The sequence below is a fragment of the Litorilituus lipolyticus genome (assembly GCF_006439335.1).
GTDB classification, from domain to species: domain Bacteria; phylum Pseudomonadota; class Gammaproteobacteria; order Enterobacterales; family Alteromonadaceae; genus Colwellia; species Colwellia lipolytica.
The window spans coordinates 74,285-96,664 of sequence record NZ_SAWY01000013.1 but is presented as its reverse complement, the minus strand read 5'-3'; the positions used below and the strand labels follow the sequence as shown (position 1 = coordinate 96,664).

The 22,380-nt window shown below is 36.3% G+C and carries 18 protein-coding genes; 10 read left to right on the top strand and 8 right to left on the bottom strand.

Annotated features, from left to right (window positions below; all coding sequences use genetic code 11):
• Positions 1 to 51: 51 nt before the first annotated feature.
• From deoD to EPA86_RS06965, 4 genes are all read right to left on the bottom strand, one after another.
• On the bottom strand, positions 52 to 756 hold the full coding sequence (gene deoD / locus EPA86_RS06980; RefSeq protein WP_140602712.1) for a purine-nucleoside phosphorylase: 705 nt from the start codon (positions 754 to 756) through the stop codon (positions 52 to 54).
• 154 nt (positions 757 to 910) lie between these two features.
• On the bottom strand, positions 911 to 1,081 hold the full coding sequence (locus EPA86_RS06975) for a DUF1427 family protein (protein WP_140602711.1): 171 nt from the start codon (positions 1,079 to 1,081) through the stop codon (positions 911 to 913).
• Positions 1,082 to 1,120: 39 nt separating this feature from the next.
• Positions 1,121 to 2,131, bottom strand: a complete 1,011-nt coding sequence (gene add / locus EPA86_RS06970; RefSeq protein ID WP_140602710.1) for an adenosine deaminase — start codon at positions 2,129 to 2,131, stop codon at positions 1,121 to 1,123.
• A 130-nt stretch (positions 2,132 to 2,261) separates the two neighbouring features.
• Positions 2,262 to 3,167 carry an endonuclease/exonuclease/phosphatase family protein gene (locus EPA86_RS06965; protein WP_140602709.1) on the bottom strand — a complete coding sequence of 302 codons (906 nt, stop codon included), beginning with the start codon at positions 3,165 to 3,167 and terminating at the stop codon, positions 2,262 to 2,264.
• Between the two features lie 198 nt (positions 3,168 to 3,365).
• Between EPA86_RS06965 and EPA86_RS06960 the strand changes: the two genes are divergently transcribed.
• The 4 genes from EPA86_RS06960 to EPA86_RS06945 all read left to right on the top strand — a co-directional run bounded on the left by EPA86_RS06960 (position 3,366) and on the right by EPA86_RS06945 (position 8,591).
• Positions 3,366 to 3,923, top strand: a complete 558-nt coding sequence (locus tag EPA86_RS06960) for a phosphoribosyltransferase (protein WP_140602708.1) — start codon at positions 3,366 to 3,368, stop codon at positions 3,921 to 3,923.
• A 436-nt stretch (positions 3,924 to 4,359) separates the two neighbouring features.
• Positions 4,360 to 5,661: a response regulator gene (locus tag EPA86_RS06955; RefSeq protein ID WP_140602707.1), complete on the top strand. Its 1,302-nt coding sequence runs from the start codon at positions 4,360 to 4,362 to the stop codon at positions 5,659 to 5,661.
• Between the two features lie 177 nt (positions 5,662 to 5,838).
• Complete coding sequence (locus tag EPA86_RS06950; RefSeq protein ID WP_140602706.1) at positions 5,839 to 8,022, top strand: OsmC domain/YcaO domain-containing protein; 2,184 nt, start codon at positions 5,839 to 5,841, stop codon at positions 8,020 to 8,022.
• Between the two features lie 74 nt (positions 8,023 to 8,096).
• Positions 8,097 to 8,591 (top strand): GAF domain-containing protein, encoded by a 495-nt coding sequence (locus tag EPA86_RS06945; RefSeq protein WP_140602705.1) that lies wholly within the window; start codon positions 8,097 to 8,099, stop codon positions 8,589 to 8,591.
• A gap of 377 nt (positions 8,592 to 8,968) precedes the next feature.
• Here EPA86_RS06945 and EPA86_RS06940 read toward each other — a convergent pair whose 3' ends face one another.
• The 3 genes from EPA86_RS06940 to EPA86_RS06930 form a co-directional block, all read right to left on the bottom strand.
• Entirely contained in the window at positions 8,969 to 9,286 is a 318-nt protein-coding gene (locus EPA86_RS06940) for an antibiotic biosynthesis monooxygenase family protein (RefSeq protein ID WP_140602704.1), read from the bottom strand.
• A 229-nt stretch (positions 9,287 to 9,515) separates the two neighbouring features.
• Positions 9,516 to 10,121 (bottom strand): PEP-CTERM sorting domain-containing protein, encoded by a 606-nt coding sequence (locus EPA86_RS06935; protein ID WP_140602703.1) that lies wholly within the window; start codon positions 10,119 to 10,121, stop codon positions 9,516 to 9,518.
• Positions 10,122 to 10,422: 301 nt separating this feature from the next.
• Positions 10,423 to 11,013, bottom strand: coding sequence for a TFIIB-type zinc ribbon-containing protein (locus EPA86_RS06930; RefSeq protein WP_170309588.1), 591 nt, complete (start codon positions 11,011 to 11,013; stop codon positions 10,423 to 10,425).
• Positions 11,014 to 11,256: 243 nt separating this feature from the next.
• Here EPA86_RS06930 and EPA86_RS06925 point away from each other — a divergent pair, with 243 nt between their 5' ends.
• On the top strand, positions 11,257 to 11,691 hold the full coding sequence (locus tag EPA86_RS06925) for a CBS domain-containing protein (RefSeq protein WP_140602701.1): 435 nt from the start codon (positions 11,257 to 11,259) through the stop codon (positions 11,689 to 11,691).
• A 161-nt stretch (positions 11,692 to 11,852) separates the two neighbouring features.
• Entirely contained in the window at positions 11,853 to 13,184 is a 1,332-nt protein-coding gene (locus tag EPA86_RS06920) for a M20 metallopeptidase family protein (protein ID WP_140602700.1), read from the top strand.
• Between the two features lie 256 nt (positions 13,185 to 13,440).
• On the opposite strand, the gene EPA86_RS06915 is transcribed toward EPA86_RS06920, so the two are convergent.
• Positions 13,441 to 15,792: a YgiQ family radical SAM protein gene (locus tag EPA86_RS06915; RefSeq protein ID WP_140602699.1), complete on the bottom strand. Its 2,352-nt coding sequence runs from the start codon at positions 15,790 to 15,792 to the stop codon at positions 13,441 to 13,443.
• A 255-nt stretch (positions 15,793 to 16,047) separates the two neighbouring features.
• On the opposite strand from EPA86_RS06915, the gene EPA86_RS06910 reads away from it, so the two are divergent.
• The 4 genes from EPA86_RS06910 (at position 16,048) to EPA86_RS06895 (ending at position 22,333) form a co-directional block, all read left to right on the top strand.
• On the top strand, positions 16,048 to 17,958 hold the full coding sequence (locus EPA86_RS06910; RefSeq protein WP_140602698.1) for a DUF885 domain-containing protein: 1,911 nt from the start codon (positions 16,048 to 16,050) through the stop codon (positions 17,956 to 17,958).
• A gap of 145 nt (positions 17,959 to 18,103) precedes the next feature.
• On the top strand, positions 18,104 to 19,669 hold the full coding sequence (locus tag EPA86_RS06905; RefSeq protein ID WP_140602697.1) for an MFS transporter: 1,566 nt from the start codon (positions 18,104 to 18,106) through the stop codon (positions 19,667 to 19,669).
• A gap of 120 nt (positions 19,670 to 19,789) precedes the next feature.
• Positions 19,790 to 21,574, top strand: coding sequence for a M1 family metallopeptidase (locus tag EPA86_RS06900; RefSeq protein ID WP_140602696.1), 1,785 nt, complete (start codon positions 19,790 to 19,792; stop codon positions 21,572 to 21,574).
• A gap of 252 nt (positions 21,575 to 21,826) precedes the next feature.
• The gene (locus tag EPA86_RS06895) at positions 21,827 to 22,333 is read left to right on the top strand and encodes a GNAT family N-acetyltransferase (protein WP_140602695.1); all 507 of its coding nucleotides are present in this window, start codon (positions 21,827 to 21,829) and stop codon (positions 22,331 to 22,333) included.
• The last annotated feature ends 47 nt before the right edge of the window (positions 22,334 to 22,380 follow it).

The following is a 22,380-nucleotide window of genomic DNA, read 5'->3' as shown; positions in this document are numbered from 1 at the left end:
AAGGGCTAACAGATGTTAGCCCTTTTTTTGTTATTATTAATATGGCGGATATTACAGAATACTTTCTAAAGTTAGTTCCATCATATCTTTGAATGTGGTTTCACGTTCATCGGCCGTAGTTTGCTCACCTGTTTTAATATGATCGCTCACCGTTAATACCGTTAATGCTTTTTTGCCGTATTCAGCAGCAACACCATATAAACCTGCAGCTTCCATTTCTACTGCTAATATGCCGTATTTCTCCATAGTGGCGAACATTTCAGGTTGTGGTGTGTAAAATAAATCAGCAGTAAAAATATTACCTACACGGACTTCTTTCCCCGTTTTTTCGGCAGTATCTACCACGCTTTTTAATAAAGAGAAATCTGCACAGGCAGCAAAATCAACACCATTAAATCGTTGGCGGTTAACATTTGAATCAGTACTTGCCGCCATACCAATAACTATGTCACGGATGTTTATATCGTCACGAACTGCGCCACAAGAGCCAATTCTAATGATATTTTCTACACCGTAATCTTTGTATAGTTCAGTAGCGTATATAGATACGCTAGGCACACCCATGCCTGATCCCATTACTGAAATACGTTTTCCTTTATAAGTACCGGTATAACCAAACATGTTGCGCACGCTTGTCACACATTTTGCGTCATCAAGAAAGTTTTCTGCAATGAATTTGGCTCTAAGAGGATCACCTGGCATTAATACTGTTTCGGCGAAATCACCAGGTTGTGCTGAAATATGAGGAGTTGACATAAGAGTTATCCTTTTTAAGTTTAACTCAGTAAGTTTCAAGCCAGATCTGAACTGATCAAACTGCTATCAAGGGTTTTTTACTGAAAGATTGTATTTTAAGTTTTCTTCATTTTCGGTTTTGCAACGTCATAATTGAAGAGTGCTAATGATAATGCTAACTAAAGAATCGTTCAAGGATCCAGTGATAAGCTGTGCCACCAAGGTAAATACCAAAGATACCGACAATACCCGATAAAACAGGTGGTGCAGGTAAAGGTAATTTGAGTAATGAAAAAATTACACCGACTAAAATACCTGTACCGAAGGCTGCTAAAATTTCAACCATATTTTCTCCTTTTTGTTGCTTTGAGTTGAAGTTTTGTATTTAAACTAATAAGTTAGCTTTATGGTCGTTTAACAGCTTTTGTTTTTCACTGTCACTAATAAAGCTCATTTGTAATGCATTTAACTGTAATTGAGTGATTTGCTCTGATGATAAGCCAACAATTTCGCTTGCTAAATGATATTCAAAAGGTAATTCAATATTTTCTACAGCAGGATCGTCCGTGTTTAAGCAAACATATAACCCCTTGTCTAAAAATGTTTTGACGGGGTGGTTTGAGATATCTTTAACGGTGCCGGTTTGAAAGTTTGAAGTTAAACAAGACTCAATGCCAATGTGATGTACTTTCATAAAATCCATAAGCTTTTCATCGTGCATGCAGGCAACACCATGACCAATACGTGAGGCACCTAACTTTTCAATGGCATGCCAAACACTTTCAGGCCCCGCTGCTTCACCTGCATGTATGGTTACTTGTAATCCAGCATCACGCACTTTAGTAAAATGAGACTCAAAAAGATGTCCAGGGAAGTTATATTCATCACCTGCTAAATCGATAGCCACCAAGTGAGTTTTATGGCGTAGTAAGGCTTCTAATTCTGTCAGGGTTTTTTCTACTCCGAATGTACGACTTAAAATACCAATAAGGTTAACTTTGGTCTTAAATTTTTGTTGGCCTATACGTACACCTTCAATTACCGCTTCGATTACGCCGTCTAATGGTAAGTTATGTGCCATGGCCATATAAAATGGTGAGAAGCGTAATTCACAATACTGAATATTGGCTAAATGGGCGTCTTCAACATTTTCATAGGCGACTCTTACAACGTCATCCAAAGAGGAGAGCACATTGACTCCCCAGTCTAATTTTTTTAGAAACTCTACTAAATTCGCCTCACTGCCTTGAACTTGAGTGTAGGGTAAAAAATCAGAGAAATTAGTTTCTGGCAAAGAAATTTCGTTTTGTTGAGCTAGTTGCCAGATAGTTTCTGGGCGGATGTTACCGTCTAGGTGTCTATGCAGATCAATTAACGGGAGTTGGTGGTTTATCATAAGATATATCCAATAGGTGAAAAAGCCGTGATAGCTAAATTCATCATTTTTTAGTTATCACGAGTAATTCTAGTTAATTATATCTGTTCAACGAATAGCTAGCAAAATAATACTGATAACTTTAGTGAGATTAGAAATTAAGTTTGACCGAAATAGGGCAGTGATCACTTAAAGTCTGTGATAACTTACGAGTATATTTTTCGGAAAAGACTAGTTGCTCAAATGAGTTGTCAATATAGTGTTTTTTAGCTTTAGGGCTAAATACAATATGATCGATATAGTCTTTATAATAACCGCCCCAACAATCTGAGTTTTTACTGGCTGTAGGCGTCCATAACTGTTGAGAGTCATCATCATTAATCGCTTGCCATAATCCTTGTTTTTCGGAGTATTCTTTTGCAATATCTTGTGAAAAACGTCGATTGAAGTCACCTATTATAATAAATGCTTGGCCTTGGTTTTGTTTATCATCTATCCATTGCGATAGGGGCGTTTTTTGTTTACTTAATGTTTGGCAGGCAACTTTTTTTCTTTCTTCTTTTTCTGTTTTATTTGGCATGCCTTCAACCGTTGCCTTATCTAGCGGCTTTGCAAAACAACCTGATTTCAAATGAACCGCTAGTAAAGAGGTGGTTTTACCATTTCTTGTTAATGTCACATCTAAACCATGACGAACTCTGCCTACATCTAATGCTTTATATTCTGTGGCTTTAACCGATAGACCTATATCTTTTTTAACGGCAACACCTACACGTTGAACCCAGTCTTTTGTTGAAAAGTAATAAGTGTATTCATCACCAAGTACTTTTTTGGCCCAATAGGCGCTTTCTACTTCTTGTAGTGCTATGACATCAGCGTTAAGCGTTTTTGCATAAGCAGCTAATTTTTTATAATCGTTTTCTTTTCTTTCGTTATATTCGTGCGAACCTAGCCAAGCAATATTCCATGAAGCAATTTTTAGTTCTTCGGCAATGGCAGATGTGTTTATGAATAAACCAAAACTTATAGCTAAGGTTGTGATAACTGACTTTTTCATTAATACTTCTCTAGGTTCTATTGATTAATAACGTAGCAGCATGCCTGAAAACGTTTAGTTAGTTTCCATTGGTTATGCACCATGATGAACATGCTTGTTAAAATTCTGTCATTATATGCTACATTTAACTTAACCAGTCGGTCAAGTTTTGCTATAATTTGCCACATTACACTAATATCACCGTAAGAAACAACCAGTATGTCGAAAAAATTTATCACTGCCCAAGAATTGTTAGAAGACTCATTTAGAGTTGCAGCTAAAGTTTATGAAGATGGTTTTAGACCTCAGTTTATTGTAGGGATATGGCGAGGTGGAGCACCTATTGGTATTGCTGTACAAGAGTATTTTGATTTTAAAAAAGTTGTTACTGATCATATCGCTGTTCGTACATCATCTTATTACGGTATTAATCAGCAAAGTAAAGAAATAAAAGTGCATGGTTTGCATTACATTATTGAGAATGCTAATGCAGATGATGGTCTATTAATTGTTGATGATGTTTTTGATTCGGGCAGAAGTATTGATGCCTTAATTAAACAATTAGAAAAATTAACTCGTAAGAATATGCCATCAGATGTTCGCATTGCTTGTCCTTGGTATAAACCTCAAAACAGTAAAGTAGATATTAAGCCTGATTACTATATTCATGAATCAGATGAGTGGTTAGTTTTCCCTCATGAATTGTCTGGTTTAACACAGGAAGAGATTTCTGAAGGTAAAACAGACTTAGCTAATGTAATTGATTTATTTAAGTAAATAATATTTATATTATCTGATTAAAAACGCTGAATATGTTAAATGTTCAGCGTTTTTTTGTTTAATAGCAATGTTTGGTGTTTGGTGTTTGGTGTATGTTTAATCGACTATAAAAGAACATTGCTAAAATGTCGTTTTTCATTTTATTTGATAAAAACTAAGGTAACTTTTCCTCATAAAATAAGCTATTTTCAGTCATTGACTTAATACGAACTTACGATCACGCTCACGGTGATAGTTAATGTTTTAAAGGATATTTCCATATTAACGTTTGCTAAGTCTTTGAAACAAAGTAAAGTTAAATTTTTATTTGTTATCTTTTACTTATTTATTTTTTATATGAATATATAATAACGTTTTGTTTGTTATGCATTATTTTAATGTTAACTTATACTTAAATTAATATCGCTTTATTTTGTATATTGAAGGTCAGTTCATGGTGCTAGTTAGAGATAATGTAAGAAAAAAAGATAACTCTAAGCATTTAATTCCCATAGATAAGCCCATTTTATTGATAGAAGATCAAGAATCAATGCTGTTAATGTTAAAAGGGCTTATACAGGAAAAGTATAAAATAGAGATTCATACTGCAAGTAATTACGCACAAGCTAAAGCACTTCTAAGTAAACACCGTCACGAATATTATCTTGCTATATGTGATTTACACTTACCTGATGCGCCTAATGGTGAAATTGTTAGTTTGCTTAATAGAGCTAACGTTAAAATGATTACTTTAACGGGCACTTTTGGTGAAAGGGATAAAACCTCCATTTTGCCAAAAGGCGTTATAGATTACATTATTAAAGACAGTATTAATGCGTATGAGTACGTAGTAGAGCTTGTTGGTCGCCTCTACAACAATTGCCATCATAAAGTTTTAGTTGTAGATGATTCTGCCATAAGCTGTACGATGATAGCGAATATGTTAACCATGCAAAACTTTGAAGTACTAGTCGCAGAAGATGGTGTGCAAGCACTGGAAGTTTATAAGAATAACTCAGGTATTAATCTAATCATCACTGATTATCATATGCCTAATATGGATGGCTTTACTTTAACGCTAAATTTGCGAAAAGACTATTCAAAAGAGCAGTTAGCTATTATTGGTTTATCGGCTAGTGGCGATACTGATTTAGGTGCTCAATTTATTAAATATGGCGCTAACGATTTTCTTGCCAAGCCTATTAGATATGAAGAGCTACTTTGTCGTGTTAATCAAAACATCAGTATGCTCGAATATATGGAAGCACTTCGTAATGCTGCTAATAGGGACTTTCTAACAAGCCTTTATAATCGCCGCTACTTTTTCTCGCAAGGAAAACAGATTTTTCAACAAGCGATAGATAATGAATCTGATATTAGTGTTGCCATGTTAGATATTGATCATTTTAAACAAATAAATGATAACTATGGCCATGAGGCGGGTGATGATTTATTAATCCATTTTTCAGAACAGCTAACAGAGCATTTTGAAAAAGATCTTATTGCTCGTATTGGCGGTGAAGAGTTTGTTATTTTATTTGATGGCCTAACTGATGATATCGTCATAAAGATGTTAAATGACTTTCGTGAAAAAATTGCTGCGCAAGTTATAACATGTGATGAAGCAAAAATATCAATGACAGTCAGTATTGGCTTTAATAGCCATAAAGAGCAGCATTTAGACGCAATGCTTAAAATAGCTGACGAAAACCTCTATAAAGCTAAGCAGTCTGGTAGAAATCAAGTTGTTGGTTAACTTATCGACCTGTTTACGTATTTAATTGTGTTTATTAAGTAAATAAGCCAAGACTATTACGTCAAAAAAGCTGATAATTACGGCAATTATAATTACCTACTGTGTTGAATAGCCGCTACTGTTATCGATATATAACACCTGCTTTTTATCAGCTCAGCATTTTTCGGATATAACCCCATGGAAATCAAAGTAAACTATCTCGATAACCTAAGAATTGAAGCGAAATTTGATGATTTTTCAGTTATCGCAGATCAACCTATTCGTTATAAAGGAGATGGTTCAGCACCCAGTCCTTTTGACTATTTTCTAGCCTCTTCAGCTTTATGTGCAGCTTATTTTGTTAAGGTGTATTGCAATGCTCGTGATATCTCTACTGATAATATTAGGTTATCTCAAAACAATATTGTTGACCCTGAAGATCGTTATAATCAAATATTTCAAATACAGGTTGAATTACCAGAAAGTATTTCAGAAAAAGATAAGCTGGGGATATTACGCTCTATCGATCGTTGTACTGTAAAAAAGGTTATTCAAACAGAACCTGAGTTTAAAGTTGAAACGGTAGAAAACCTCGAAGAAGATGCGCAAGCAATGCTTATGGCCAAGCCAGAAGGAGATGAGAGCACATTTATTCTAGGTAAAGATTTACCGCTTGAACAAACTATAGCGGATATGACAGGGATTTTGGCTGATTTAGGAATGAAGATTGAAATATCCTCATGGCGAAATATTGTTCCTAATGTTTGGTCTTTACATGTACGTGATGCGGCATCACCTATGTGTTTTACCAATGGTAAAGGAGCAACCAAAGAAAGTGCATTATGCTCTGCTTTAGGCGAATTTATTGAGCGATTAAACTGCAACTTTTTCTATAATGACCAATTTTTCGGTGAAGACATCGCAAATAGTGAATTTGTGCACTACCCAAATGAAAAGTGGTTTAAACCAGGAGCCAATGACGAGCTGCCAGCTGATATTCTTGATGACTACTGTTTAAGTATTTATGATGCCGATGGCGAGCTTAAAGGCTCGAATCTGATAGATACTAACTCAGGTAATGTCGAGCGTGGTATTTGTTCTATTCCTTATCAGAGACATTCTGATGGTGAAACAGTATATTTTCCTTCTAACTTAATTGAAAACTTATTTCTAAGTAATGGCATGAGTGCAGGGAACAATTTATTTGAAGCTAAAGTCCAGTGCTTATCCGAAATTTTTGAACGTGCCGTAAAAAGACAAATTATTGAAGATGAAATAGTTTTGCCAGATGTGCCAGAGCATGTTTTAGTTAAATATCCGAATATATTAGCAGGCATTAAAGGCTTAGAAGAGCAAGGCTTTCCTGTCGTTGTTAAAGATGCTTCATTAGGTGGTCAATTCCCCGTGATGTGTGTCACGTTGATGAATCCAAGAACAGGTGGCGTTTTTGCTTCTTTTGGCGCTCACCCCAGTTTTGAAGTTGCCCTTGAACGCAGTTTAACTGAATTGCTACAAGGCAGAAGTTTTGAAGGATTAAACGATGTTCCTAAACCAACGTTTAATAGTATGGCGGTGTCAGAGCCTGAAAACTTTGTTGAGCACTTTATTGATTCAACGGGAGTCATTTCTTGGCGATTCTTCAGCGCTAATCATGATTATGAATTTAAAGAATGGGATTTTACCGGCACCAATGAAGAAGAATGCCAACAATTATTTGCGATTTTAGCTGAATTAGGTAAAGAAGCCTATGTAGCTGAATTTGATCAACTAGGCGCAACGGCCTGTCGTATTTTAGTTCCTGACTTTTCTGAAGTTTACCCTGCTGAAGATCTTATATGGGATAACACAAACAAAGCATTGCATTATCGAGAAGATATTTTGAACATTCACTCACTCGATGAAAGCGCGTTAGTGAGTTTAGTTGAGCGTTTAGAAGAAAGTCAGTTAGATAATTATATCGATATTATTACCTTAATTGGTATTGAGTTTGACGAAAATACTGTTTGGGGACAACTCACAATATTAGAGCTTAAAATACTAATTTATTTAGCGTTAGGTGAACATGAAGAAGCGATTGAGTTAGTTGGAGAGTTCCTTCAGTACAATGATAATACAGTAGAGCGTGGTTTATTTTATCAAGCGATACATGCGGTACTTGAAGTGACGTTAGCTGAGGATTTAACATTAGAGCACTTTATTGATAACTTTAACCGTTTGTTTGGTGTAGAAACCATGAAAAATGTTGTTGGCTCTATCACAGGTGATGTGACCTTTTATGGCTTAACTAAAACCAGTATGAAGCTGGAAGGTTTAGATAAACATTTAAGACTAATTGATAGCTATAAGAAATTGCACCAAGCTCGTAACAAAATGAATAAATAGTATAGTTTTTAACGTGTTAAATCAGCCATTCAGACAACTTGTGTGGCTAGTTCTTTACGAGGAATTGCTAGTTTATGGATCAGTACACTAAATTGATGACTAAACTTACTCATCCGAAAATGTCGATTGAAGATAAGTTGAAAGAAATCTGTTTAACCACGGTAAAACTTATAAAAGGTGCAGACAGAGTAAGCTTATGGCGCTTTTGTTCCGATAAAGCCTCTATAGAGTCATTAATTTGTTTTGATACATCGACACATTCATTTTCTTTTGGGCAAGTACTTAAAAAAGAAGACTATTTAGCTTATTTTCAAGGTATTTTAAAAGAAGAAGTCATTAATGCTCCAACAGCAAGAACACATGAGTTAACTCAGTGTTTTAATGAAAGCTATTTTATTCCACATGATATTTATTCATTACTTGATTATATCCTTCATCAAGATTTTGAACCTTACGGTGTTCTCTGCTGTGAAAGCATAGGTAGTATTACTCAATGGTCTGAAGCTGATGTTGAAACGTTGAAAAAGCTTGCAAGAGCTAGTTCTATGTATTTCAAAATAGATGATTAAATACTTGTCTTGATTTTATTGCCTTGGTTTCATTGTTTAAAGTAAACATCTAAAAGGTGATAATAAAAAATTATCAAAGGTTATGTTAGCTAAATTTGAGTCACTCCTTTTATTTATTTACGATAAAAACAATATTACGCAAACGATAAAAGAAATTACCGCGAGTAGGTTAAAAAAATTACCCATGCTAGTGTTTAACTCAACAAGTTTTCTTTTGTAAGATTTTTTTAGATATAGTGAGCTTTTATCAGTAAGGTTAAAGCAATGAGGACACTTCTCTTCTCGTATATTAACTTGTAGATTACAACGTTCACATGGTTTAGATTTTATTGAGCTTAAAAACATTCAAAATACTTAATTGGTGTAAGAAATATTACTTAAAGACTATAATCTCGTTCTACTTTAGCTATACGAACGTTGAAAGATGCATACCAAGAATCACGTCCTTCCTTTTGAGCTTTTATGTGCTCAGCATGTGATTTCCACTGTTTAATTGCCTCTAAACATGTCCAATAAGAGACAGTAATACCAAGACTATCTCGTGCAGATTCAATCCCTAAAAAACCGGGCTGTTGCTTAGCTAGTTCAGCCATTTTGCTTGCGGTCTCATCATAGCCATTATCAACATTAGTACGTGTTGAGGTAAATATTACCGCATAATAAGGTGGGGGTGGGGTCTTGATTAAATTTGACATTAATAAGCCTTGGGTGAATTTAAATTAAGCAATATCGCTAAGGTTGAAATAAATACTAAGTGAGTGCTACCTCATATTCAATTGAATTAGATAACTAACTCAAGGGTAGGGCGCTTTAAAGAATTTAAGTTTACTTAATTTCCTTTACTTTCGTGAATGGGGTTTAACTTCAGCAAATAAAAAAGCCTCGAAGGAGTCGAGGCTTTGGTCTTAATCTTAAATTAATTGATTATGCTGCTTTCTTTTTTCTTGAAAAGCCAATTCCAACTAAGCCTAAGCCAAGAATAGCTAATGAGGCTGGCTCAGGAACTGATACAGCATTAGCACTGGAGTTAACAACGTCTGAATAAATTACAGAGCCACGAGCTAAATATGAAGTTGTAGAACCAAAGTTATCTGGCATACGACGACTTGCTTCTAGCGTGTTAACAGTCATAGAGCCACTGAATGATAAAATATCTCCAACAGAAAGCCCTAATGAAGTTAAGTTACTTGTACCGACAACAAAATCTAAATTATTGTACGTGCCACCTTCATCGGCCCCTCTAAATTGCCATCCAGTCCAAATTGGAGCAAGTACTGATGAGCCAGCATTTATCGAAACTTCACTTGTCATTGAGATGACATCATTATCCCACCAATATGATTCACCATCGGTTGTATTCCAGATGTCTTTAAAGGTTAGGAAAACATAACTAGAGCCGGGATCCAAAGTAAGGGTGTAGCTTTCTTCCCAAGAAACAGTAAGTTCACCAGATACGCTATCATCAAAAATTAGTCCTGCGTTTGCGATATTTGCAAATAAAATAGTGAGCAAACAAATAATTTTTTTCATTTTTTTTATAACTCCATTTGAATTAATACTTATCAGCTACAATTCAGCAATTATTAAGCCAAATGTGTACCATGTTGAATTATATATGTTTTTATTTTTTATTAGGTTATAGTGTTTTTTAAGTGTAAAAATTACTGACAGTTAGGTTGATGAATTTTAAGAGAATTTATAGCAGAAGCTTAACTGATGGGATAAGAATACGCGAATAAAGGCTTAAAGATAAGCTATTAATACTAATAGCTCACTTGACTAGATAAAATATAGCTGCCAAAGAAGTTCCACTGAATTGCCAAATGTTAAGTTAAAAGCCTCGAAAGAATATCCGTTTGGGGCTAAACTTGTTCAGCATTTTTTCCATCATTTCTAAGTCAGATACCCTATCATTCAACACATCAATATTATCTTTGTTACGCTCAATGTTTCTATCTTGTGCTTTATCCAGCCCACCGCTGGCGACAAAACTACGGATTTGTTTCAGTTCACCTTTATCAAGCCAAATACCACAATGAATGCAACTATCGATAATAACGCCAGAAATGGCTTTAAAGTTTTTTCGAGTCATTAATTTTTCGCAGCAAGCACAAGGTAGGTAAGCTTCAGCTTTTGGAGTAGGCTTTTTGATGTAATTAGGATCAGATGTTTCATCACGGTAAACATCAAACTCACTGGTTAAAACAGTAAATTTTTCTGGCTCTACCCAAAGTCCCTCGCAATTTGTACATCTATCAAGCTGATATTTATTGTATTGGTGTATTTCTAATGGATGTCGGCATCTGGGGCAATTCCTTTCATTAGACTCTCTTACAATTTTCATTGTTGAGCCGCACATTGGGCAGTGTCTGACAGAACCATTGATTATGTGACTACAGCCAGTACATTGAGACTTAGACATAATAAACATCCATTATTTATAAATAATACAGGCGGCTATAATAGTACATCTTTATAGAATAGAAAGTTGTTTTTACTCTTGAGTCATGTAGTTAACAGTCAAAAATAATTTACTTTTACTTTAAGGTTTGCCGATAAGTTAATAAATTTATGAAAAACTGGTCTTTTTGCTAGGCTTTATCTACATTTACATATAGAGATGTTGTTTTGAAGAAACTTGCTTTAAATTAGCTAGGGAATGATGATGGAGTCATTAAAAGTACAAGAATATATGAACCACTACCCAATTACTTTTACACCAGAAATGGCATTGGTTGATGCGTCGTTACGATTTTTAAAGACGAAGCAAATTGGTGGACCTGTGATAGATCATAATCATAAATTATTAGGGTTTATTTCAGAAAGCGATGTGCTTTCAAAAATGCTAGATACAATTTACTACAATGAGTTAACGGCTTATGTAAGCGATATCATGCGAAAAGAAGTACTGTCGGTTAAACCTTATGATTCAATTTTGGAGCTTGCTCAAGGAATGCTCAAAAGTAAACCTAAATTGTACCCTGTGGTTGATGAAGAAGGGACTTTACTAGGGACAATTAGTCGAAATGAGGTGTTACAAGCATTTGATACTCATAGACGAGCGACTTTAGCCCTTGATAAGGAACATGCAGCTATGTAAACGATTTAGTATCAATATAAAAAGCTCAATTTGTAAGGCAAATTGAGCTTTTTTTCTATATATCAATGATAACTTGATGAATATATTATTTTTTGATTGTGGTAATGTAATTAACACTTGAGAATCAATAAAAATAGTAAAACAACACAGGTCTGAATTGAATGAAAAAATTTAAAGTATGCTTATCTACGGGCTTCGCAATAATGCTAGCTAGTTATCAGAGTCATGCAAGTACCTTAAAGCTTAGTGTGAGTGATAATTTATCAAAATTAGAGCAGTTATATTTACAGCTTCATCAAGCACCTGAGTTATCGTTGCATGAAGAGAAAACAGGAAAAATTTTAGCGAAAGAGCTCAGTCAATTGGGTTTTAAAGTATCAACGAATGTAGGTGGTTTTGGTGTTGTTGGCATATATAAAAATGGTAATGGGCCAACGGTGATGATTCGAACTGATACCGATGGTTTGCCTATTACTGAGCAAACAGGTAAACCTTATGCGTCCAAAGTGACCACACTTGATCAGCATAATAATAAAGTGGGAGTGATGCATGGCTGTGGCCATGATATCCACATGACCAGCTTTATTGGTACGGCAGAGCAGTTAGTTAAAGCTAAGGAAAGCTGGCAGGGTACACTGATGATGGTTGCTCAACCTGCTGAAGAGGTGGGGGCTGGTGCTAAGGCAATGCTGAAAGAGGGCTTATATTCGCAGTTTGCTAAACCAGATCATGTTTTGGGTTTACATGTTAGTGCTTCTGTTGAAGCAGGTAAGGTTGCTATTGCACCAGGTTATGCACTGGCAAACGTCGACTCTGTTGATATTTTGGTTAAAGGTAAAGGAGGTCACGGCGCTTATCCCCATAAGACTATTGATCCTGTGGTTATAGCTGCGCGTTTAGTATTAGCATTACAAACGATTAACAGCCGAGAAGTTTCACCGTTGAAACCTTCTGTTATTACCGTAGGCTCTATTCACGGTGGCTCTAAGCATAATATTATTTCAAATGAAGTGAAATTACAGCTAACACTTCGCTCTTATGATCGTGCAGTGAGAAATCAACAAATTTCTGCAATCAAACGCATAAGTAAGGGTATAGCCCTAAGTACAGGTTTGCCTGAAGATTTATATCCAAAAGTCCATGTTCATGAGGAGGAGTCTATTCCTTCGACGTTTAACGACCCTAAATTAGCCGTGAATGTTCAACAATTTATCGAACAAGAGTTAGGCAGCGAAAAAGTAGAAAAAAGTGACCCTGTAATGGCTGGTGAAGATTTTGGTCTTTATGGGAGAACAGATGAAAATATACCTATTACTATTTTTTGGCTAGGGGGCGTTAATCCTGAGCAACATAAACGTAGTAAGAAAACGGGTGAAAGTTTACCTTCTTTGCATTCTAGTAAATTTGCGCCAGATTATCCCTTGGCGATAGAAACCGGGGTTAGAGCGATGACAGCGAGTGCTTTAGGACTGTTTAATCAGACGAAAACCTAAGTAAGCTCAACTCGGTATAATAACTTGTTTTCTAGCAGATTATTTTCCTTACTACAGTGTTAAGTTAGTTTGCCTTTTATTAAGACAAATTGCCAAGCTAGAATCATGATAAATCTAAATTTAAGCACATTTCAAATAGCTCGCTAATTTCTTATCCTGAGTTGAGGTTAAGTATATAGACAATGTAAAAAGAGCTTAAAGTAAGCGTAAATAGCTTAACTTAAGCTCTTTTTATGAAGTCAGTATTGTTTTCTGCCTATTGATGCCGTGATGGCTTTCGCTTTTTATTGGCGGTTTGGCGCTTATTTTTTGTTTGGCTTTGCGTGTCATCTTTTGAAAATTGATTATCACTAAAGCGCGTTAAGCCTTGCTTACCTTGGCTTTGCTTCTTATTGAAACTATTCCTACCCTGATTGGCTTTATTTTGTCTTTGCTGTCCTGGTGATGTTTTATAACCATGGGCGTTATTTTTACCTTTTCCTTGCTGCATATTCTTTTCTGCACGGGTTTCATTTGGCACTAAACAACCAGGTTTGGAGCCAATGAGTTTATTAGCAAGGCCCATTTTTTTGAATGTTGCACGTAATAATGGCCAGTTGGCAGGATCATGGTATCGAAGAATCGCTTTATGTAAACGACGTTGTATAGTGCCTTTAGGTACTGGCACATTTGCATCATCTTTAGCTAAGTTTTTACTGGTAATGTTGCGTAAAGAGTTTATTTCAGTGTGATACAAAGTCGTTGCATTGGCCAGTGGTGATGGATAAAAGTTCTGTACTTGATCTAGTTTGAAATCATTCTCTTTTAACCACAACGCCAAATTGATCATATCCCTGTCGGTTGTGCCTGGGTGTGCAGAAATAAAATACGGGATCAAATATTGCTTTTTACCTGCGAGTTTTGAGTAATGATCAAACAATTCTTTAAATTTGTGATAACTGCCCATACCAGGCTTCATCATATTATTTAACGGACCATCTTCGGTATGCTCAGGGGCAATTTTTAAATAGCCACCGACATGATGACTTGCTAATTCTTTGACATATTCTGGATCTTGAATGGCTAAATCGTAACGAACACCTGAAGCAATCAACACTTTTTTAATGCCTTTAACTTTTCTCGCTTTGCGATAAAGCTCAATGGTTGGCGTATGATCTGTATCTAAATGACCGCAAATAGTTGGCCATACACATGAAGGTTTACGGCACGTTGCTTCGGCTTTTTCACTTTTACAATTTAATTGATACATGTTGGCGGTAGGTCCGCCTAAGTCAGAAATAACACCGGTAAATCCTGGTACTTTTTCTTTGATGTCTTCAATTTCATTAATAATTGACTCATGAGATCGACTTTGAATAATACGACCTTCGTGTTCAGTAATTGAGCAAAAAGTACAGCCGCCAAAGCAACCTCGCATAATATTTATGGAAGTTTTGATCATGTCATAGGCGGGGATTTTTGCGTTCCCATAAGTTGGGTGAGGTCTACGTTGGTATGGTAAACCAAAGACACCGTCCATTTCTTCTTCGGATAACGGCTCTGCTGGTGGGTTTAACCAAATTAACCGTTCGCCGTGGCGTTGAACTAATGGTTTTGCTGAGGTTGGGTTAACCTCTTGATGAAAAATACGTGAAGCATGGGCATAGAGTATTTTATTATCTTTTACCTGTTCAAAAGTAGGTAAATTGATATATGTTGTTTGCCATGGTTTTGCTTTCTCTCGCCAAGATTTATTTTTATAAACTGAAATATCAATTACTTGAGGAGTTTTGGTTATGTCTTTCTTTGCTAAAGCCTCAACTTCACTCACCTTGTTAGTGTCATTACTATCACACCTATTAGGTGTTATTTCTTCATAAGGGCTAGGAATAGGATCAATTTTACCAGGGCGGTCAATACTGCGAGAGTCGATTCCTTTCCAACCAGGTAAAGCTTGTTTAGTTAAAAAGGCACTGCCGCGAACATCAGTGATTTTGTTAACTTCTTCACCACGCGCAATACGGTGTGCTATATCGATTAAAGGACGTTCAGCATTTCCGTAGACTAATAGGTCTGCTTTTGAATCAAATAATACTGAGCGACGAACTTTATCAGACCAATAGTCATAATGGGCGATACGACGTAAGCTTGCTTCGATTCCGCCAATAATTACAGGCACACCTTTATACGCTTCTTTACAGCGTTGTGTGTATACGGTAACTGCACGATCAGGTCTTTTTCCGCCTTCATCATTTGGCGTATAAGCATCATCATGACGAATCCGCCTTTCTGCGGTGTAGCGGTTAATCATTGAGTCCATGTTACCCGCAGTAACTCCAAAGAATAGGTTAGGCTGGCCTAATTGCATGAACGCATCTTTTGAATGCCAATCTGGCTGAGCAATAATACCTACTCGAAAGCCCTGAGATTCTAACATTCTGCCAATAATAGCCATACCAAAGCTAGGATGATCAACATAGGCGTCACCTGTGACTAATATAATGTCACAACTGTCCCAACCCAATTCGTCCATTTCCTTTCTAGACATAGGTAAGAAAGGCGCTGTGCCGTAGCACTCAGCCCAATATTTAGGGTAATCAAATAGGGCATGTTGTGTTGATGATGTCATGTAATAGCTCTAAACCTGTTAAAATCTCGCCGTTGTAAACTAGGCGAAAATCGAAGAACGACAAATAAATTGTAGCGCGCGATTATAGCAGAAAGATTACCAACTGTGTATTTAGGTTTACTTTGCTTAAAGGCTTTGCTCTAATTTGAGCACAATAGCTAACCATTGCTTTATCGAGTTAGCATTTCTTATAAAAATAAATCAAGTGATAATTCCGTGTTTACTTGGATACTCACTACATCATAGGTCATAGAGATGAAATATACTGTCATTGCAAGTGCTGTACTAGCTTCTTTGCTTTTAAGTGGTTGTAATAATGAACAATCAAATAATACACAAAGCCAAGTAACACAAACGAAATCTTCTGTTGCGACTCAAGTTAGCACTAAGCAAGAAAAATCAACGGATAAAGTTGCAGCATTAAATTCGCTTTATCAAAATGCAAGTGAAACCGTTTTCAAAGAAAGGGCGTTGTCTGCCACTATGTATGGTCTTAATGAGGCTGAAATTGGATTTTATGCTCATGATAAAATGGAAAATTTTAGCCCTGAAACAGAAGCAAAATTACGCGAGAACTTATATTCAATCTCACAGCAAATAGCTAATGCTGAGTTAACAGACCAAACGTCGCAGGCTGCAATCAACCAGCAAGTTATGCATAGTATTACACGATACTTTGCCGGTGATCCTAACTTTACTATTGGTTTTATTGACACTTGGATGGGGCTTTCGCCATTTATTATTAATCAAATTAATGGCCCATTAATTGATATTCCAAGAACAATGCAAAACGATCATGCGATAACTAATGAGCAGCAAGCTCTCGATTATATAACGCGTTTAGAAAAATTTGGTGACGTTGTAGAAAGTGTGGTTAATAAACAGACTTTTGATGCCAAACAAAACTGGTTACCTCCTAAAGTAACCCTTGAAGGGGCGCTAAACTACCTAACTAACTATGTCAAAGTGCCAGCACAAAGCCATGTCTTTGTTAAAGTGTTTAAAGAAAAATTACAATCGGTGCCTGACTTAACTGATAAAAGAAAAGAAGAATTAATTTCAAAAGCGACAGCGGCAGTTGCCGACGTTGTATATCCAGCGTTTGAGCTTGCTACTGTGGCGACCAAAGCATTATTGGACAAAGGACGAGACGAGTCTGGTATATGGGCACAACCTAATGGTGCTGCTTATTATCAAGATGCAATTAAACAGCTGGGAGATAGTGAATTAAGTGCTAGTGAAATTCACCAAATAGGTGTTGATGAAGTTAATCGTATTTCAAGAGAAATGGATACCATATTAGTCGCTCAAGGTTATAGCAAAGGCAGTGTTGGTGAACGTATGGTTTCACTAAATGAAGAAGCTCGCTTCTTATATGAAGACTCTGATGCAGGTCGTGCAGAATTGCTGAGTGATTTAAACGGTTATATCGCCGAAATTACTACGAAAATGGCGCCAGTATTTACCTCAGTTCCCAAATATGATGTTGAAGTAAAAGCATTTCCTGTTGAGGTGCAAGATGGTGCGTCGGGTGGCCAATATACTGCTCCAGCTATTGATGGTAGTAAACCAGGTGTGTATTGGATAAACCTTAGAGATATGAAAGCAAATCCTAAGTTTTCTTTAAAAACATTAACTTATCATGAAGCAAACCCTGGGCATCATTGGCAAATAGCGTTAAATATGGAGCAAGCCGATATGCCATTTTTACGCAGAGTAGCTCCATATAACACTTATATAGAAGGCTGGGCACTTTATTCTGAACAAGTCGCTTACGAGTTAGGTATGTATGAGAACGATCCTTTTGGTAATTTGGGCCGTTTACAAGCTGAACTCTTTAGGGCTGTTAGATTAGTTGTAGATACTGGTATTCATGATAAACGCTGGACGCGTGAACAGGCGATCAGCTACATGAGTGAAAAAACCGGTTCAGCAGAATCTGATGTAACTTCTGAGATTGAACGTTACATGGTTTGGCCAGGACAGGCACTTGGTTACAAATTAGGTATGCTTAAGATTTTAAGTTTACGAGACAAAGCCCAAAAAGCCTTAGGTGATAAATTTAAACTGAATGAGTTTCATGATGTTGTTTTATTAGGCGGTGCTGTTCCTATGGATGTTTTAGATAAAAATGTTAGTGCGTGGATTAATTCTATTGCTAAGTAGTAAGCATTAAAAAAGCTGAAGTAATCTCCTCAATCTTACTATCAGGGGAAGATAGAAAAGCCAGTTGTTTAATCACAACTGTGCTTTTTTTTGTTTTTAATGTATATTGCATGCGATTTTAAAAAAGTTAATAAAAGGTGTTTAAGTGAGTCAAAATAATAAATATGCAGAAAATGACTTAAAAGATGTTAAACAGCTCGGTTTGTGGGCTTCGATTTTAAGCTTAGGTTATATTTTCTGGCTAGTTGGAGGCATGGAAATAGTAGAGCGTGTTGCCTATTACGGTGTTAAAGCCAGTGCAAGTTTATATGCAACAGATGCAGTTTCCAAAGGTGGTTTAGGCTTAACCATGAGCGATTATGGTACCATCATGTTTATTTTTGCCTTAACACAAACATTTATTCCTATCTTACTCGGTGGTACCGCAGATCGTATCGGTTATAAAGAAACCATTGCTATTTCAACGGTGATAAAAATTGCCGCCTATTTAACTATGGCAATGTTTCCTTCATTTTTAGGTTTCACTATGGGGGCTATGTTACTTGCCTTTGGTACGGGTATTTTTAAACCCGGTATACAAGGCACTATGGTTAAGTCGGTAAAACGAGAGACCAGTACCATGGCGTGGGGCATCTTTTATCAGTTAGTAAATATTGGTGGCTGGTTAGGACCGTTAATTGCGGTGCAATTACGTCAACTTAGTTGGAACTCTCTATTTTATACCTGTGCAGCCATTATCTCGTTAAATTTCATTTTATTGTTAATGTATAAAGAGCCAGGTAGAGAAGAGCGCTTAGCCCATAAAAAGAAAATCAAATCAGGTGAAGTAAAACAAAATGCTTTGTGGAAAGAAGCCTTTAGAGAAGCAACTAAGCCTTTAGTACTTGGTTATATGTTTGCCTTTTCAGGCTTTTGGTTCATGTTTAATGCTATGTTTGACGTATTGCCAAAGCATATTGAAGATTGGGTTAACACTAGCACAATCGTAACCGATTTATTTGGTGCAGGTGGTACACAAAACCCAATCTGGATTGGCCTATTAGGCTTAAACCATGCAGGTACCAAAGTAATGCCTGAATATATGATGAGTGTTAACTTCATTATGATTGCAACTACCTGTTTTATTGTTGCCGGTATGACAGCGAAATTTAGAATCTTAAGTAGCATGCTCGCGGGATGTATTCTGTGTTGTATCGCAATGTTTTTAGCTGGCTTTACCCCAATGGCTTGGGCAATGCTTGTAGCTATTGCCGTGTTTAGCTTAGGAGAGATGTTACTTAGCCCGAAGAAAGGTGAGTTTATGGGTAACATTGCACCTGCTGATAAAAAAGCAATGTACCTTGGTTTTGTTATGTTACCCCAAGGTATTGGTTGGACATTAGAGGGGAAATTAGGTCCTTGGTTATATGATGTCTATGCCTCTAAAGATTTGCTTTCACGTGATTATTTATTAGATCTAGGTATGGCAGCTAATCAAGTTGCGGCCATTAAAAATGGTGAAGCCTTTGATACCTTAGTTGAGTTTACGGGCAAATCAGCTCAAACAATGACGGATACGCTGTATCAAGCAAATAATATTGGTATGGCTTGGTATATTATTGCTACGGTTGGCGCTATCTCTGGTGTCGGTATATACCTCTATGCGAAATGGGTTTACCGACTTCAAAAGCAAGTGTCAGATGAGAGCAATGCTGCTCAAGCAACCAGTTAGTTAATTTAACTAATAAAGGCCTGATTTATATCAGGCCTTTATTTATAAAACCATGTTATAAAATGCGCATTAGCTGAATACATTTCAAATAACTTATACAAAAAATCGGATCTTTACCTCATGAACCAATTTGATTTCACTCATGACTATCATTCTTACGCCAATACAAATGAAGTTAAAGTAACTCATTTTGACTTAGCCCTTGCCATCAGTTTTGACAAAAAAGAGCTTTCTGGTTATGCAAACCTTGCTATTGAACATCAGTCAGAACAATTAGCGACGCAATTAGTACTTGATACTCGTGATTTACTGATTGACCGTATTGAAAACAGCCAAGGTCAGTCTTTGAATTTTACCTTAGATGAAGCAGATGACATTTTAGGCAGTCGTTTAGCGGTTGATTTAATCGGTGACGATATTTGGGTAAAAATCTATTATAAAACTAGCCCGCAAGCGGAAGGTTTACAATGGTTAACTCCTGCTCAAACGTCAGGAAAGAAACAGCCTTATTTATTTAGCCAATCTCAACCAATAAATGCACGTAGCTGGATACCACTGCAAGATAGCCCCAAAGCACGTGTAACTTTCAATGCCAAAGTCATGGCACCGCAAAATATGTCAGTGGTCATGTGTGCAGAAAGTAATAATGAAATTGAATATCCAGGTGTATTTATGTTCCGTATGCCTGAGCCTATTCCTACTCACTTAATGGCAATTGCTTGTGGTGACTTGGCGTTTAAAGCTATAGGCGAGCGCAGTGGTGTTTACACAGAGCCAAGTATGCTAGAGGCTTGTGCTAAAGAATTTGAAGATACTGAACAAATGATAAACATTGCTGAAAGTTTATTAGGCCCTTATCGCTGGGGGCGTTATGACATGATTGTTTTACCGCCAAGTTTCCCGTTTGGTGGTATGGAAAACCCGCGTTTGGCCTTTATGACGCCTACATTAATCGCGGGTGATAAAAGCCTAGTATCAACAGTTGCTCATGAACTAGCACATTCTTGGACGGGTAATTTAGTCAGTAATGCGACATGGCGTGACTTATGGTTAAATGAAGGGTTTACCACTTATTTTACTAATCGTATTGTTGAAGCTGTTTATGGTAAAGAGATGGCTGAGCTTGAAGTAGTACTTGAATATGGCCGCTTAATGGAAGAATTCAAGATCATGCCTGTTGAGAAACAAACGGTAACGGCGAATGTGCAAACTGAAGATCCTAATAATGCATTTGATCGTTTTACCTATGACAAAGCTTCAATGTTCGTTCATGATTTAGAAAGAAGGTTAGGACGGGAAGATTTTGATAAGTTTTTATTAACTTATGTTGAACATTTTGCTTTTACTGCCATAACGACTGAAGATTTTATTACTTATGCCAAGCAAACATTGTTAGTTGATCATAGCGACAAAATCTCTGAAGCAGAATTATTAGAATGGATACATGGTACTGGCATGCCTAGTTGGTTTGTAGCGCCAACGTCAAGCAGTTTAGAAAAAGTGATTGAACAGCAAAAATTATGGCTTGACGGGGCAAATGCTACAGCATTAACAGTAGAAGGTTGGTCAGTACATCATTGGCAATATTTCTTAACGACATTACCTGAAAAGCTTACTGTGACTAAGTTATTGGAATTAGATTCTTGCTTTGCTTTTACTGAATCAAAAAATGCTGAAATTGCCTTTGCTTGGTTTACTGTTGCCGTTAGAAATAATGTTGAACAGGTGCTTGAAGCTGTGGCTGCTTACCTAAAAGCAATAGGGCGTGGCAAGTTTGTAAAACCGCTTTATAAAAGCTTAATTGATGCGGGTTACTCAACACTTGCAAATGAAATTTACCAAGACGCGAGAACGGGATATCACCCATCTATTGTTGGTATGTTAGATGATATCGTTAAAAGCTAAGTTAACCTTCACGTTATAAATAAGTAGATATAAGCCTGAAAAAGATTAACTTTTTCAGGCTTTTTTAATCGAAATATCAATAGCAGCTAAAATGGTATTATCCATGTGTTTTGCTTTTTAGTATTATTTTTTAAGGTAAAATTCAGTTTCTTCTAGGGTTAATTCTATCTTTCTAAATTAGTGTTTATAATTTTGTGTATATGGTATACATGGTGTTTAAGCTGTTCAATTTGATGCGAGGTAATAATCCAAATGAAGGCAATGGAAACTGATAGACTGATTATCCGAGAGTTAAACTTATTTGATGCAAAGTTTATTTTAACTTTATTAAATGAAAAATCTTTTATAAAAAATATTGGTGATAAGCAAGTCAGGACATTAGCTGATGCTGAAAAGTATTTGTTAGAAGGGCCAATGGCAAGTTATAAAAAGCATGGTTTTGGCTTACTCCATATAGCATTAAAGGAAACGTTTGAACCCGTAGGTATGTGCGGGATTCTTAAGAGAGATGAATTTGAACTACCAGATTTAGGCTATGCCTTATTACCGAAATTTTGGCGCAAGGGCTATGCAAAAGAAACTTGTGAATTTTTGCTTAATTACTCAAAGAACACATTAAAAATACAAGAAATTTCTGCCGTAACATCGCCTGAAAATCTTGCCTCAAATAACTTATTAGCGTTTTTAGGGTTCAAACAGTTATCTACTATCAACTTAAATGATTTACCCACCTTTTATTTTGAGAAGACACTAGGATAGTAATAGCCAGTCAGTGAACCCCTTTATTGATTATCGGTTAAGAAAAT

Coding starts and splice junctions, on each gene's coding strand:
- deoD (WP_140602712.1), bottom strand. CDS start 756: ATGTCAACTCCTCATATTTCAGCACAACCTGGTGATTTCGCCGAAACA.
- EPA86_RS06975 (WP_140602711.1), bottom strand. CDS start 1,081: ATGGTTGAAATTTTAGCAGCCTTCGGTACAGGTATTTTAGTCGGTGTA.
- add (WP_140602710.1), bottom strand. CDS start 2,131: ATGATAAACCACCAACTCCCGTTAATTGATCTGCATAGACACCTAGAC.
- EPA86_RS06965 (WP_140602709.1), bottom strand. CDS start 3,167: ATGAAAAAGTCAGTTATCACAACCTTAGCTATAAGTTTTGGTTTATTC.
- EPA86_RS06960 (WP_140602708.1), top strand. CDS start 3,366: ATGTCGAAAAAATTTATCACTGCCCAAGAATTGTTAGAAGACTCATTT.
- EPA86_RS06955 (WP_140602707.1), top strand. CDS start 4,360: ATGGTGCTAGTTAGAGATAATGTAAGAAAAAAAGATAACTCTAAGCAT.
- EPA86_RS06950 (WP_140602706.1), top strand. CDS start 5,839: ATGGAAATCAAAGTAAACTATCTCGATAACCTAAGAATTGAAGCGAAA.
- EPA86_RS06945 (WP_140602705.1), top strand. CDS start 8,097: ATGGATCAGTACACTAAATTGATGACTAAACTTACTCATCCGAAAATG.
- EPA86_RS06940 (WP_140602704.1), bottom strand. CDS start 9,286: ATGTCAAATTTAATCAAGACCCCACCCCCACCTTATTATGCGGTAATA.
- EPA86_RS06935 (WP_140602703.1), bottom strand. CDS start 10,121: ATGAAAAAAATTATTTGTTTGCTCACTATTTTATTTGCAAATATCGCA.
- EPA86_RS06930 (WP_170309588.1), bottom strand. CDS start 11,013: ATGTCTAAGTCTCAATGTACTGGCTGTAGTCACATAATCAATGGTTCT.
- EPA86_RS06925 (WP_140602701.1), top strand. CDS start 11,257: ATGGAGTCATTAAAAGTACAAGAATATATGAACCACTACCCAATTACT.
- EPA86_RS06920 (WP_140602700.1), top strand. CDS start 11,853: ATGAAAAAATTTAAAGTATGCTTATCTACGGGCTTCGCAATAATGCTA.
- EPA86_RS06915 (WP_140602699.1), bottom strand. CDS start 15,792: ATGACATCATCAACACAACATGCCCTATTTGATTACCCTAAATATTGG.
- EPA86_RS06910 (WP_140602698.1), top strand. CDS start 16,048: ATGAAATATACTGTCATTGCAAGTGCTGTACTAGCTTCTTTGCTTTTA.
- EPA86_RS06900 (WP_140602696.1), top strand. CDS start 19,790: ATGAACCAATTTGATTTCACTCATGACTATCATTCTTACGCCAATACA.
- EPA86_RS06895 (WP_140602695.1), top strand. CDS start 21,827: ATGAAGGCAATGGAAACTGATAGACTGATTATCCGAGAGTTAAACTTA.